16 protein-coding genes are annotated in these 13,331 nt (G+C 39.2%); 5 read left to right on the top strand and 11 right to left on the bottom strand.

Annotated elements, in window-relative coordinates; translation table 11 throughout:
* Positions 1-90 precede the first annotated feature (90 nt).
* On the top strand, positions 91-1,011 hold the full coding sequence (gene argF, locus MST16_RS08520) for an ornithine carbamoyltransferase (RefSeq protein ID WP_078193464.1): 921 nt from the start codon (positions 91-93) through the stop codon (positions 1,009-1,011).
* Between the two features lie 90 nt (positions 1,012-1,101).
* Positions 1,102-1,578: a hypothetical protein gene (locus MST16_RS08525; RefSeq protein WP_180005563.1), complete on the top strand. Its 477-nt coding sequence runs from the start codon at positions 1,102-1,104 to the stop codon at positions 1,576-1,578.
* Positions 1,579-1,625: 47 nt separating this feature from the next.
* Here MST16_RS08525 and MST16_RS08530 read toward each other — a convergent pair whose 3' ends face one another.
* The 11 genes from MST16_RS08530 to rpiA all read right to left on the bottom strand — a co-directional run bounded on the left by MST16_RS08530 (position 1,626) and on the right by rpiA (position 10,259).
* Positions 1,626-1,979: a YnfA family protein gene (locus MST16_RS08530; RefSeq protein WP_180005569.1), complete on the bottom strand. Its 354-nt coding sequence runs from the start codon at positions 1,977-1,979 to the stop codon at positions 1,626-1,628.
* 77 nt (positions 1,980-2,056) lie between these two features.
* Positions 2,057-4,333, bottom strand: a complete 2,277-nt coding sequence (gene clpA / locus MST16_RS08535; protein ID WP_180005564.1) for an ATP-dependent Clp protease ATP-binding subunit ClpA — start codon at positions 4,331-4,333, stop codon at positions 2,057-2,059.
* 12 nt (positions 4,334-4,345) lie between these two features.
* Complete coding sequence (gene clpS, locus MST16_RS08540; protein ID WP_180005565.1) at positions 4,346-4,759, bottom strand: ATP-dependent Clp protease adapter ClpS; 414 nt, start codon at positions 4,757-4,759, stop codon at positions 4,346-4,348.
* A gap of 18 nt (positions 4,760-4,777) precedes the next feature.
* Positions 4,778-5,527 (bottom strand): hypothetical protein, encoded by a 750-nt coding sequence (locus MST16_RS08545; protein ID WP_180005566.1) that lies wholly within the window; start codon positions 5,525-5,527, stop codon positions 4,778-4,780.
* 79 nt (positions 5,528-5,606) lie between these two features.
* Positions 5,607-6,659, bottom strand: coding sequence for an N-acetyl-gamma-glutamyl-phosphate reductase (argC, locus tag MST16_RS08550; RefSeq protein WP_180005567.1), 1,053 nt, complete (start codon positions 6,657-6,659; stop codon positions 5,607-5,609).
* Positions 6,660-6,845: 186 nt separating this feature from the next.
* Positions 6,846-7,091: a PDZ domain-containing protein gene (locus MST16_RS08555; protein ID WP_180012194.1), complete on the bottom strand. Its 246-nt coding sequence runs from the start codon at positions 7,089-7,091 to the stop codon at positions 6,846-6,848.
* A 144-nt stretch (positions 7,092-7,235) separates the two neighbouring features.
* Complete coding sequence (locus MST16_RS08560) at positions 7,236-7,802, bottom strand: IS630 family transposase (RefSeq protein ID WP_111886146.1); 567 nt, start codon at positions 7,800-7,802, stop codon at positions 7,236-7,238.
* Positions 7,792-8,247 carry a helix-turn-helix domain-containing protein gene (locus tag MST16_RS08565; RefSeq protein WP_004973749.1) on the bottom strand — a complete coding sequence of 152 codons (456 nt, stop codon included), beginning with the start codon at positions 8,245-8,247 and terminating at the stop codon, positions 7,792-7,794. Before MST16_RS08565 ends, MST16_RS08560 begins: the two co-directional genes overlap by 11 nt.
* 17 nt (positions 8,248-8,264) lie before the next feature.
* A complete protein-coding gene (locus MST16_RS08570; RefSeq protein WP_180004665.1) occupies positions 8,265-8,660 on the bottom strand; it encodes a hypothetical protein in 396 nt (131 codons plus the stop codon).
* 40 nt (positions 8,661-8,700) lie between these two features.
* The gene (locus MST16_RS08575) at positions 8,701-9,375 is read right to left on the bottom strand and encodes a SprT family zinc-dependent metalloprotease (RefSeq protein WP_180004664.1); all 675 of its coding nucleotides are present in this window, start codon (positions 9,373-9,375) and stop codon (positions 8,701-8,703) included.
* A gap of 212 nt (positions 9,376-9,587) precedes the next feature.
* Positions 9,588-10,259, bottom strand: a complete 672-nt coding sequence (gene rpiA / locus MST16_RS08580) for a ribose-5-phosphate isomerase RpiA (RefSeq protein WP_078188646.1) — start codon at positions 10,257-10,259, stop codon at positions 9,588-9,590.
* A 107-nt stretch (positions 10,260-10,366) separates the two neighbouring features.
* On the opposite strand from rpiA, the gene ilvA reads away from it, so the two are divergent.
* From ilvA to MST16_RS08595, 3 genes are all read left to right on the top strand, one after another.
* Positions 10,367-11,905 (top strand): threonine ammonia-lyase, biosynthetic, encoded by a 1,539-nt coding sequence (gene ilvA / locus MST16_RS08585; protein WP_180004662.1) that lies wholly within the window; start codon positions 10,367-10,369, stop codon positions 11,903-11,905.
* A 173-nt stretch (positions 11,906-12,078) separates the two neighbouring features.
* Positions 12,079-12,567, top strand: coding sequence for a hypothetical protein (locus tag MST16_RS08590; protein ID WP_180010115.1), 489 nt, complete (start codon positions 12,079-12,081; stop codon positions 12,565-12,567).
* Positions 12,568-12,671: 104 nt separating this feature from the next.
* Positions 12,672-13,331: a TrkA family potassium uptake protein gene (locus MST16_RS08595; RefSeq protein ID WP_180004660.1), complete on the top strand. Its 660-nt coding sequence runs from the start codon at positions 12,672-12,674 to the stop codon at positions 13,329-13,331.

Below are 13,331 nucleotides of genomic sequence, written 5' to 3' on the forward strand. Positions count from 1 at the left end.
TATAGTATATTAATCGATTCCTTTTTCTCTAACCAACCAACAACTAATTGTTGTTTTGTTCTTTGATTCAGCAATTATTGTGGAGTAACAATGGCTCTACGTCACTTTCTAACTTTACGCGATTTATCGACTTTAGAACTTAACCAAATTGTACAGCGCGGTATCGAACTCAAGCGCAAACAGCATAACAATGAAGTTTTCCAACCTTTCGTTGGTAAAGTCATGGGCATGATTTTTGAGAAATCGAGCACCCGTACACGTGTATCGTTTGAAGCAGGAATGAGCCAATTTGGTGGTAGCGCAATTTTCCTTTCATCTCGCGACTCTCAATTAGGTCGTGGCGAGCCAGTAGAAGATTCTGCACGTGTGATTTCAAGCATGCTTGATATTGTGATGATTCGTACTTTTGGTCATGACATTGTTGAACGTTTTGCTTCTTATTCAAAAGTTCCTGTCATCAATGCATTAACAGATGATCACCACCCTTGCCAATTACTTGCCGATGTTCAAACATTTGTTGAACACCGTGGTTCTATTGAAGGTAAAACGGTTGCTTGGATTGGTGATGGCAACAATATGTGTAACTCATATATTGAAGCGGCTCATATGTGGGGCTTTAAATTAAAAATCGCTGCACCTAAGGGCTATGAACCTAAAGCAGAATTTTTATCTGAATTTGCACACTGTGTGGAACTTGTTGATTCTGCCGAAGATGCTGCAGTTAATGCAGATTTAATCGTTACAGATGTTTGGGCAAGTATGGGCCAAGAAGAAGAGCAAAAAATTCGTGAAAAAGCGTTTGCTGATTATCAAGTGAATGAACGCCTGATGGATCTTGCTCACGCTGACTGCCTATTTATGCACTGCTTACCTGCGCATCGTGGCGAAGAAATTTCTGAAAATATGCTTGACCACAAAAATGCTGTGGTTTGGGATGAAGCTGAAAATCGCTTACATGCACAAAAAGCACTTGTTGAATTCTTAATTAACGAAAATCTTAAAAAAGACTAAGGTTTTACTTAGATAAAAAAGCACCTTCGGGTGCTTTTTTTGTTTTTGCATGCTTTAATAAAACCATAACTTTTATAAGTGATTAAGATTATGCGTTTAAGAAATATTTGCTTATTGGCTCTTGGATTGAGCTTATCTACTTTTAGCTTTGCTGGTGAACCAAGTGAATTAGATCAATACTTGGTGAAAAATCAGATTTTAGATAGCAATTTTAAAATTAAAAATAAAACAGGTTTAAACGAAATACTGGCTGCCATTAGTGATGAAGATTCACGCACTCTTCCCTATCAAGTTGATCAGAATATGTTGATGGAAAAAATGGAAATTGAAGCGGATAAGATTGAAATTGATGGTATTATCACCACCCCTGATTTTGCGCAATTTGAACAATCAGTCGGTGAACATAAGGTGAAGCAACTCATCAAGCATAATTCACTCCAAAACTGTGAATTACTATTCGAGCATCAATTTCAACGTGTTAATCCATATAAAATTGAAATGGATCTAAGCTCGGGTAGCAATCAATACGAAATTATCATTAAAAATACAGAGTGCAAATTTAAATAAATATCTAATTTCTTACAGCTCTTGGTTTAACTTTTGCATTGTTTAACTTAACGAATTAAACCTTGAGGCTGTAATACAATCACAGCTGCGCCCACCAACACAATGACGCCACCTAGCATATCCCAACGTGTTAGAACTACGTGATCGACAAAACGCAACCACAGCAATGCAGAGAAAATGTAGATTCCGCCATAGGCTGCATAGATACGACCCGAAGCTGCTGGATGCAACGTCAATAACCAAACAAATGCAGCCAATGCAAGCGCTGTTGGAATCCATAACCACTGCGATTTTTTCTGATTTAAAATCAAATATGGGAAGTAACAGCCTAAAATTTCCATCAATGCTGTCAGTGCAAATAAACCAAATGTGGTCAGCACTTTTGTTAATGGTATGTCCATCATTGAGAAACCCAAATCTAGCGTCGAATAAATATAAAAAACCCGTGCAAGCACGGGTTTTTCGTTAATTAAATTACTTAAGCAGGTTCAGCGGTTTGGTCTTCAAACACTTCGAGTTTTAAGCCCACAGCTTTGCCATTTTCTTTCTTCACTGAAACACCAACATTACCGCCATGTTCCGCAAGCTCGCCAAACAAAATCATTTCAGCAAGCGGTTTCTTCAAATGCTCTTGAATTAAACGCTGCATTGGACGAGCGCCCATCAAGCGATCGTATCCTTGCTCTGCCATCCATTCGCGTGCATCTTGGTCAACCTCAAGAACCACTTTTTTATCATCTAACTGTGCCTGAAGCTCTGTTAAAAACTTATCAACCACACTTTCAATGACAGTTGTTGGCAATGCTTTAAATTGAATAACACCATCTAAGCGGTTACGGAACTCCGGAGAGAAGGCTTTTTTCATCGCGTCTTGGTTATCATTACTGTTATCTTGATCCATGAAACCAATGCTCACACGTGAAATTGATTCTGCACCAATATTGGTAGTCAGCACTAACACGACGTTACGGAAGTCAGACTTACGACCATTGTTATCCGTTAATGAACCATGATCCATAATTTGTAATAACAAATTAAAGACATCTGGATGCGCTTTCTCAATTTCGTCTAGTAAAAGTACGCAATGCGGATTTTTATGAATCGCGTCGGTCAACAAACCACCTTGATCAAAACCTACATAACCCGGAGGCGCACCAATTAAACGAGATACGGCATGACGTTCCATGTATTCCGACATATCGAAACGTACAAGTTCAACGCCTAATAATTTTGCCAATTGCTTAGTGACTTCAGTTTTACCCACACCTGTAGGACCCGCAAAGACAAAATTACCCACTGGCTTATCTGGTGCTTTAAGACCTGCACGAGATAATTTAATCGCCGATGCAAGCGCTTCAATCGCTTCATCTTGACCAAACACCACACGTTTCAGATCACGCTCAAGATTTTCAAGAACGCTCTTGTCATCTTTAGAGACAGTTTTCGGTGGAATACGCGCAATTTTCGAAACGATATCTTCAATGTTTTCAACTGAAATGACTGTATCATCTTGCTCAGCTTTTAAACGACGCTGCGCACCAGCTTCATCAATCACATCAATGGCTTTATCAGGTAAGAAACGATCATTGATAAATTTCGCTGATAGTTCAACCGCAGAAACCAACGCTTGATCTTCGTATTTCACATGATGGAATTCTTCAAATTTGCCTTTTAAGCCACGCAGAATATCAATCGTTTCTGAAATAGATGGTTCATTGACATCAATTTTTTGGAAACGACGAGATAATGCATGATCTTTTTCAAAAACTTGACGGTATTCTTGGAAAGTCGTTGAACCGATACAACGTAAAGTACCATTCGCCAAAGCTGGTTTGATGAGGTTCGATGCATCCATCGTGCTGCCCATACTTGAGCCTGCACCGATGATCATATGAATTTCATCAATAAATAAAATAGCTTCGGGCTTTTTCTTCAATGCATTTAACAGTTGTTTTAAACGCTTTTCAAAATCACCACGGTATTTAGTTCCTGCAACTAAAGCACCAATGTCTAAACTAAATACTTCTGCATTTTCAAGCGGTTTAGGAGCTTTGCCATTTACAATGAGCCAAGCCAAACCTTCAGCAATCGAAGTTTTACCTACACCCGGATCACCCACCAAAAGTGGGTTATTTTTACGGCGACGGCATAGAATTTGAGCTGTACGTTCAATCTCTTTTTCACGACCAATCAGTGGATCTGTTTTGCCTTTTTGAGCTTCAACATTCAGATTGGTCGTATATAGCTCTAATGGGCCAGAATTTGAAGACGTGGTGTTTTCACCATCGAGCTCTTCGATTTCTTCTTCGGCTTGGACTTCGTCTTTACGTGTGCCATGAGACAAATACTGCGTTAATGTCAAACGGTTGATTTGATGGCGTTTAAGTAAATACACCGCAAATGAATCACGCTCTGAATACATCGCAACTAAAATGTCTGCACCTTCTACAGTGCGGTCATTACCACTCGATTGCACATGGAAAATTGCACGCTGCAAAATACGATCAAAACTTTCTGTAGGATGTGGCGCTTGATCGCTATTTTCGCCAAGCTTAGGGGTATGTTGTTCTACGTATTCTTCAAGTTCTTTGCGAAGCACAATAATGTCTGCGCCACATGCTTTCAATGCATTAACAGCGGAATCATTATCCAGTAAAGCCAATAATAAATGTTCTACCGTCAAAAATTCATGTCTCTTTTGACGAGCCATGCTGACAGCCAAACGTAGTGATACTTCTAATTGACGACTGAGCATGTAATCCCCTTATTAATCTTTTGGCTCAATCTGACAAAGTAATGGATGACTTTGCGACCGAGCGTAATTATTGACCTGATTTGCTTTAGTCTCTGCGATGTCTCGCGGATAAACCCCTGCAACACCCTTTCCTTCATAATGTACAGTTAGCATTACTTGAGTGGCTTGGTCAAGATTCAAAGCAAAGTATTGTTGTAAAATTTCAATTACAAAGTCCATTGGGGTGTAATCATCGTTCATTAAAACGACAGCATACATAGGAGGACGCTTTAACTCAGGTGGCGCAGTCAATACTTGAATGTCTGAATCACCATCATCCTGCGTACCTTGGCTGAGAGTCGGGTTTAGATGCCAGTCCACTAAACCAGATTGGTAAAATGAATTTTTAATGTCAGATAAACACGTTTGACGCTTATTGATTCGCATAGGATTTAGGTTTCACACTTAGTTTGCACTTGCTTCAGTTTGAGGAATTTCTGAAAGGAAGGCAGATTGATTTTCAACAGGCTGACCTTTCGACCAGCTAAAACGGCGAATAACGGGTTTAGAACCGCTTAAACGCACTTCAATAAAGTCTGGACTAAAGCCTTTAGGCATGGTCCAACGTCCAGTGAGTCGTTCACTTTCGCTAAAGTTAAAGTTTTTGTCTTCTAAAGGCACTGCAAGTACTTCTGTACCCTTAATTAGGCGCAGCTCAACGCCTCCAGATACATTACTTTTTGATGGGCTAACTTGAACGAGATCAAGTTGGTATTCATACGCATTTTCAGGTAATGGTTTAATCGCTAAATGTTGTACTGCAAGAGGCATACCACCACGTTGGCGCAATACTTCACGATACAAAACACCTAAATTACCGGTTAATTCTTGATCATCACGTGCTTTTTTAACAGCCAAATATAAATCATTTGAATTACTTACAGCGACATCACGCTCTTGGATTGCCGCATTCAAACTTTTATTTAGCCCTGCTAATTCAGTTTTTTGCTTTTGCACCACATCAACAAGTTGCTCTGCATCTGCATCATAACCGACCACTGTTAAGCCCTGACGATGACCGATACTATATCCGAGCAAACCGCTGCTCAATGCAAGTACAACTGCACCAATCGCCAGTGGCATATTCGTCTTCATAAAAGGCGTTTTTTCACTGTTTTCAGGTTCTGACTTGAAATTAGATTCTGTATTCGACATCGTCATCTCTTATTTTTAGTTCACTCAAGGCACACATTTAAATCCAGTTTTAAATGTGTGTGAAGTTTTAAATCGTTTCTTATGGTAATAAACCAATGCCTTGAAGTCCTGCATTTTCAGCAAAACTAAACATCAAGTTCATATTTTGTACGGCTTGACCTGCAGCACCTTTCACCAAGTTGTCTTGAGCCACCAAAATCACTAATTTTTTCGGCTGAGGTTTGCAAATCGCAATACGTAATTGGTTCGCACCACGCACAGTACGTGTTTCAGGTGAGCTTCCTGCAGGCATCACATCTACAAACTGCTCATTGGCATAGAACTGTTCATATAAGCTTTGTAAATCAGCAGAAGCACCTGCGTCTGTCAAATCAATGTAGATTGTGCTCAGCATGCCACGAATCATTGGTACCAAATGCGGTACGAATAAAATTTCGTTAAATACGCCTTTTTGACCTGAAATATTTTCTAAGGCTTCTACAATTTCAGGATGATGACGGTGACCCGCTACACCATAAGCTTTAAAGTTATCTGCATTTTCAGAATAGATCATACCTAGGCTGGCTTTACGACCTGCACCAGACACACCTGATTTTGCATCAATAATAATGCTTTCAGGTTTCACTAATCCTTCAGCTTTTAATACTGGCGCTAAACCGAGCTGAACAGTTGTTGGGTAACAACCTGGGTTACCAACCACTGAAGCCTTTTGAATTTTTTCACGGTTTAATTCAGACAAACCATAAACTGAATCTTTTAATAGCTCTGGACATGCATGGTCTAGGCCATACCATTTTTCAAATTGAGCTAAGTCTTGCAAACGGAAATCAGCAGCAAGATCAATCACTTTAGTATTTGAAGCAACTAACTCTTCTGCGTGTTTCATTGCTACACCATGCGGCGTCGCAAAAAATACAACGTCACATTGTTTTAGTTCTTCAATATTTAGATCTGAATAGCAAAGGTCTGTATGTCCACGCAAGCTTGGGAACATATCATCCACACGGCGGCCATTTTCAGTACGCGAAGTTAAAACTTTCACTTCCGCATTTGGGTGTCGCAGTAAAATACGCAGTAATTCAACACCTGTGTAACCTGTACCACCGACAATACCTACTGAAATCACGCTCATTACCTCTATTCAAAGTATCCATTTGATGACTGCGTAGTATGACAGGAAGTTGAGGATTTCTGAACTGTTTTGCTTGGGTTTATTGCAATTCGGATCTTTTTATCAATTTAAGAAAAAACATATTTTCAGAGAGCACCAAACTTAAATTGGATGAAAAGTGCAATTGTCCCACCTTCCAGCCAAATATTATTGTTTCAAACTAATTTCTAAAGGTATTTTCTGTCCATTTCTCAGAATTTCAAACTTTACAACGTTTCCTCTTAAATAGTTTGAACTTTCAACAAATGCACTGACATCATTAATATTATCATCATTCATTTTTATAATAATATCCTGCGGCAAAATAACGCCTTTGGCTAGAGAGCCAGCTTGAACTTTTTGTATAATCACTCCGCCCTGAAGGCCATTATTAATTTTATCCTTAGAAGACAATATGGTGGGATAAATTCCTGTTACTGAATTATATTTATAAAAATATCGTGAGGAATATTCTGTCCTGTTCGCAAGACGATGAGGAACTGCCTCAATAGTTCCTACAGGATAAATATTTAAATCACTTTTTTGATTAAGTTGTCATTAAAAAGTAAACATGTATTCTTTTCCGAATTGGTTTGATACTTTCTCCACCCATTGCTCTATTTTATCAGCTGTCATGACTTGAAAATCTCGCCAATAATATTTCATCTGCTTCCATACCATCTCGATTCGATTTAACTCAGGGCTATAAGCTGGAATAAAATACAGATTCGTCGAAAAGTTAGTTTTAAGTAGCTCTCTGTAATCAGCCATCTTTTTACTTCTATGAATCGAGGCATTATCAACAATAAGAACCAATGGAAGGTTATACGTCTGTTTAACTTGTTGAGCTATTCCAGTTAAATAGGCATAAAACCAAGTGCTTGTAACTGACTCTTGTAAACAACTTGTCACCAGTTTCCCCGTTGAAAGCAAACACCCCATGACATTAACTCGTTTTAATCTTATTGCATCAACCGCATGAACATTACCTATCTTTGTCCACGCATAGCGGTTATCAGGTGTAGATGAAAACCCTGTTTCATCAACATAACCTAATATAATTTCACCACGTGCCGCTTGCTCTCGTAATTCTTCAATCTGCTGTGTTGCTTGTTCAAATACAATCGGATCTCTTTTTTTTCAAGCTATGACGGGTACGCTTGAAAACCATACCTGAATCACGTAAAAACTTACGAATGGTTTCAACAGACACGGACACTTCGTATTCTTCATGTAGTTTGACTCGGATTTGTTCTGCATTGAGTGGACTTGTATTGACCCAATCTAAGATTTTCGCCTGATAGTCTGAGATCAATGTATTGGGTCGACCTGAGCGATGACCTTCTTTAATCGATTCAAACTCATACAATTCCCAACGTCGGCGTTGTAGCCTTATGGTTTCTGGGATACGTTCTTGTAGAGTGGCAACTTCTGCAACACTTTTACCTTCGGAAAGCCAGAGAATAGTTTGGGCACGTTGTCTTTCACGCCAATGTTTTGCATGTTTGGCCAGAAAAATGAGTCGTTCTCGCTGTTCTAAACTAAGTGGTACAGAAACAATCCGAGGCATGTGTGAACATCTGTTAACTAAAAAAACCTTTTCGCATGATTAGTTATTTTTGTCAACTTATCACCAACTAAAAACGGATATGAATCTGGCTTTGAATTTCTATACCTATAATAATTTCCACTCTCTACAGGCGTATTAGTGAAAATAACGATTTGTGCCCCCAATTGATTTCCTTTATTTTTCAGGTCCCACATGCTATCGCTGTAGCCCCTATTTGTAGATACACTTTTAAATGTTTCACTCATCACAGGAACATAGCCCTGCTCAATCAGCTCATCTGTTTTAAGATCAATATCATCAACCATCATTACTTCGGTTTTTTTTTGCCAGCTATCCCGATCTTGAAAACTATTTGCAAAAATTGGTGCTGAATATGCAAGTAAAATTAATCCCAGAATTTTTCTATTTTTCATAACTATACACCCAATCAGTTTAGGTTTTATGAAAAATATACTAGCACCACCACCACGGCATCACACCACTTTTTAAAGTTTTCCGATGATCTTTATAGTTTGAATCATGCTTTTGGACTTCAGCCCAAAAGTTTGGGCTATGGTCAAAATGCTGAGTATGCGCTAACTCGTGTACAGCCACATAACGCGTAATTTCTAATGGGAGCAACACCAAGCCGCTATTCAGCATAATGTCATGCTTTGCAGAGCAACTACCCCAGCGAGTTTTGGGCTGACGAATCGAGCACTCACCATATTTTAAGCCTGTTTCACTGCTCACTTGCTTTAAATAAATTGGTAAATACTCTTTGGCATAAGCAATCACAAAGCTTTTTAAATATTGCTCAGGCTGCCGATCACTGATGAAAAGCTGATGCTTTTCTTCATCCAAGATAAATGAGTTTTTTTGCGTTTTATAAATAACCTTTAAAGGCTGTTCTAAATTGAATAGTTTTAATTCAGCTGGAAGCGTTTTATCAATCTGCCCTGTTTTTTCCTGCTGCTTCTGCCATGTCTCAATCATCCATTGTTCTGCTTGTTTCAGAAAATCTTGAACTTGGCGCTGTGTACAAAACTGGGGAACCGTTAATTTAATTTGAGTTGGTTCTACTCGCAATCTTAAGCGTGTGGCACGTAATTTTCGAGTGATTTGAATTTCAGGAAGGTTTGGTGTCATTTATTCTTTTTAAAAGCTTATTAATAATGCATAAAATTGAATTTTAAATATTTTCAAAAATATATTAGGAGTCCCTTCTCCCTTAGGGAGAAGGTTAGGATGAGGGGACTTTTAAATTGACCTCTCCCTAACCCTCTCCTCAAAGGAGAGGGAACTTCCATTAGAAATTTAATATAAATCGAAACTCAATTTACAATTAAATTTTCTATAGATTAAACCGCAGTACGCTCTTCAATACCGTTATCAGTTGCAACAACAGCAATATCCGCTTTGTTTAGAGCAAAGATACCGTTACACACTACACCTGGAATGTCATTCAAAGTCTTTTCAAGTTCCAATGCATTTAGGATATTTAAGTTGTGTACGTCTAAAATTACATTACCGTTATCTGTTACTACGCCTTCACGGTATACAGGGTCGCCGCCTAAAGAAACGATTTTACGTGCCACAGCAGAACGTGCCATTGGAATCACTTCTACAGGAAGCGGAAATTCACGTGCCAACTGATCAACCCATTTAGAATCATCTACGATACAAACGAATTTTTTCGCAATAGACGCCACGATTTTTTCACGAGTCAACGCAGCGCCGCCACCTTTAATCATGTGCATATGACGGTCGATTTCATCTGCACCATCCACATAGGCATCTAAACCGCCAACGTGGTTCATATCAACCACTTCAATGCCTAATTTTTTCAAACGTTGTGCAGTTGCTTCAGAACTTGCAACCGCAGCTTCGAGTTGAAGCTCTGGCAATAATTCGATGAGGAAGTTCACAGTACTTCCTGTACCAACACCCAAAATACCGCCCTTTGGCAAATGCTTTAACGCAGCTTTTGCGGCAGCTTGTTTCTTTTCATCTTGGGTTGCATACAGACTCATAACTTGGCTCAACTATTTTTTGACATTAGACGCTGATTTTTCAGCCCAAATGTACAGTGGTTTGTTACAATAAACCCCTATTTTAAACTGTTAGATGGAAAATTAACATGCTGTCTCGTTTGGTTCGACAAATATTACAGGCAACGGTCTATGACGTTGCAATCGAAACCCCACTCGAAGCAGCGCCACGAATTAGTGAAAAACTAAACAATAACATTCGCTTTAAACGCGAAGATTTACAACCTGTCTTTTCTTTCAAGCTACGCGGTGCCTACAACCGTATTAGTCAATTACCGAAATCTCAGTTGGAACGTGGCGTTATTACGGCTTCTGCAGGTAACCATGCTCAAGGCGTGGCGTTATCTGGTAAAAAGTTGGGTATTCGCGCCATTATCGTTATGCCTAAAACCACACCAGACATTAAAGTACAAGCGGTTAAACGCTTAGGCGGTGAAGTGGTTCTGCATGGCGATTCTTTTGACGTAGCCAATAAATACGCAATCCAATGTGCAAAAGATGAAGGTATGACCTTTATTCCACCTTATGACGACGAACTCGTTATGGCCGGTCAAGGAACCATTGCCAACGAAATTTTGCGTCAATGGCGTGATGTAGACTATGTATTTGTTGCTGTGGGCGGTGGCGGTCTCATTGCCGGTGTAGCTGCTTATCTTGGTGATGTGGCACCGCATGTTAAAGTCATTCCTGTTGAATATGACGAATCAGCATGTTTAAAAGCAGCCTTTGAAGCTAATGAACGTGTCATTCTTCCATCTGTAGGTTTATTTGCCGACGGTACAGCAGTTGCTCAAATTGGTGAAAAACCATTTGAAGTGATTCAGCTACAAAAATCAGATAACTCAGGCCCTATTGTTGAGCGTGAAGTTGTACTGGTAAATACCGATGAAATCTGTGCAGCGATTAAAGATACCTTTGATGAATGCCGCAGCATTGTAGAACCGTCAGGTGCAATGGCGCTTGCAGGTATTAAGAAGTATGTAGCTGAGCATGGTCTAGAAGGTAAAAATATGGTATCGATTGTTTGCGGTGCAAACATGAACTTTGACCGTCTGCGCTACATTGCAGAACGTACCGAACTGGGTGAACGTAAAGAAGCGATCTTTGCTGTGACCATTCCAGAAGAAAAAGGTTCTTTCCTTAAATTCTGCCGTGCACTACAAGGCCGTAACATCACTGAGTTTAACTACCGCGCAAGCTACTCAAGTGCCGCTCAAGTGTTTGTGGGTATTAGTCTCAAAAATGGCGAAAAAGAACGTCAGGAAATTTTTGAAACTTTGAAATTCCAATACGATGTAGACGATCTTTCCGATGATGAAGTGGCTAAACTCCATATCCGTTATTTGATTGGCGGTCATGCCGATATTGAAAATGAACGCCTATTCCGCGTGGAATTCCCCGAACGTCCGGGCGCATTACTGACTTTCTTAGAACGTCTAGGCCCAACGCATAACATCACCCTATTCCACTACCGTAACCACGGTGCTGCTGAAGGCCGTGTATTGGTGGGTATGGAAGCAACGGATGCGAAACAAAACCCAGATGGTTTAATTGAAACATTGGAAAATATTACCTATCCATATGTTGAGATTACCAATAACCTCGGTTATCAACGTTTCTTGAAATAAGTAAAATTTCTATATGAAAGCTGGGATCTAGGTTCCAGCTTTTTTATTTGCATCAACTATTTCCTGAATCAAAATAAATAAATTCATCAAATTAATTCATCAACGCTGTCATTGTTGTTAAATTCACCATACCCTATAATCCATTGAAAATAAAACAAAATGGATATTTAAAATTGAATTTTTATGCCTTATTTATGATCGTCATTGTGGGTTTAGGTGGATATTTTTATGCATATCCGGCTTATCAACTTAAGCAAGAGGAAGATAAGATTCGTCAAAGTATGAAACAAATTCCAAATCAGTCACGTACGCAAAATCTAGAAAATATTTACGGCTATACCGCGCAGGCTGAAATGTTGAATCAATATCCAAATTACATTGTATATATTCGCTTTGATGAGCTAAGTGATCAAACCGCTCCCGAATCTGTTCAAGCCATTATCCGTGAATTTTCATGCGATGGCTTAAACCGTTTAAAGAACAATTCCGAGCTCGTTCGTAAAGCTACCCTAAATGTCATTAAAGAAGATCAGCATCAATTTCAATACATTCTAAAAAACAAATTAGGTTATGAAATTTTTAAATACCAACAAGTTATGGAAAATTGCCCCAATATTGCTGAACTTTATGCCTATCAAAACGCTGAAGAAATTAAAAATTAAAACTTTTCGGTTTAGATGGATTATGTAAATTTTCATAGCCGCTCTAGGCTGAACAAGCTAACATCAACATATTCAATAACTTTAGAATAATTTAGGAATACGGCATGGCACAATTCGCTGTGATTGGCTTAGGAAGTTTTGGCGCAACTGTAGCCACTGAACTCATGGGTTTAAAACACGATGTCATTGGAATCGATAGCAACAAAAAGTTTGTTGAAAGTATTTCGGACCAACTGACCCATGCAGTGATTGCTGATGCAACAGATGAACACGTTTTACAAGAACTCAATATTCAAAATTGTGAAGCAGTCGTAGTCGCAATTGGTGAAGATATTGAAGCCAGCATCTTATGTGTGCTCCATCTTAAAAACATGGGGATCAACAAAATTTGGGCCAAAGCCAAGTCCAAAGCGCATCACATGATTTTAACCCATTTAGGCATCAGCAAAATCATCCATCCTGAAGAAGATATGGGCGTCCGTGTTGCCCAGTCACTGAGTTATCCGATGGTGAGTCGCTACATGGTGCTCGAAGATGATCATTATTTGGTGAAAGTTGAAATTAAAGAATCACAACAAGGCACGCGTCTAAATCAAATAATGGATCATGTCCCTGAAGTGAAGGCGATTTTGCATAAACGTGGCACCCAGCTTCAATATAGTTTAGATCCGAACCTGATTTTACAAACAGGCGATATTTTAGTGGTTGAAGGTTTACTCGAACATTTACGTCGACTGGCTAAACACTTTAAAGCAACTTTGTAA

The organism is Acinetobacter sp. YH16040_T, from assembly GCF_024605785.1.
In the GTDB taxonomy this organism is placed as follows: domain Bacteria; phylum Pseudomonadota; class Gammaproteobacteria; order Pseudomonadales; family Moraxellaceae; genus Acinetobacter; species Acinetobacter amyesii.

Bases quoted from the DNA above. Each gene is read 5' to 3' on its own strand.
- argF (WP_078193464.1), top strand. From the start codon at position 91: ATGGCTCTACGTCACTTTCTAACTTTACGCGATTTATCGACTTTAGAA.
- MST16_RS08525 (WP_180005563.1), top strand. From the start codon at position 1,102: ATGCGTTTAAGAAATATTTGCTTATTGGCTCTTGGATTGAGCTTATCT.
- MST16_RS08530 (WP_180005569.1), bottom strand. From the start codon at position 1,979: ATGGACATACCATTAACAAAAGTGCTGACCACATTTGGTTTATTTGCA.
- clpA (WP_180005564.1), bottom strand. From the start codon at position 4,333: ATGCTCAGTCGTCAATTAGAAGTATCACTACGTTTGGCTGTCAGCATG.
- clpS (WP_180005565.1), bottom strand. From the start codon at position 4,759: ATGCGAATCAATAAGCGTCAAACGTGTTTATCTGACATTAAAAATTCA.
- MST16_RS08545 (WP_180005566.1), bottom strand. From the start codon at position 5,527: ATGTCGAATACAGAATCTAATTTCAAGTCAGAACCTGAAAACAGTGAA.
- argC (WP_180005567.1), bottom strand. From the start codon at position 6,659: ATGAGCGTGATTTCAGTAGGTATTGTCGGTGGTACAGGTTACACAGGT.
- MST16_RS08565 (WP_004973749.1), bottom strand. From the start codon at position 8,247: ATGCCTCGGATTGTTTCTGTACCACTTAGTTTAGAACAGCGAGAACGA.
- MST16_RS08570 (WP_180004665.1), bottom strand. From the start codon at position 8,660: ATGAAAAATAGAAAAATTCTGGGATTAATTTTACTTGCATATTCAGCA.
- MST16_RS08575 (WP_180004664.1), bottom strand. From the start codon at position 9,375: ATGACACCAAACCTTCCTGAAATTCAAATCACTCGAAAATTACGTGCC.
- rpiA (WP_078188646.1), bottom strand. From the start codon at position 10,259: ATGAGTCTGTATGCAACCCAAGATGAAAAGAAACAAGCTGCCGCAAAA.
- ilvA (WP_180004662.1), top strand. From the start codon at position 10,367: ATGCTGTCTCGTTTGGTTCGACAAATATTACAGGCAACGGTCTATGAC.
- MST16_RS08595 (WP_180004660.1), top strand. From the start codon at position 12,672: ATGGCACAATTCGCTGTGATTGGCTTAGGAAGTTTTGGCGCAACTGTA.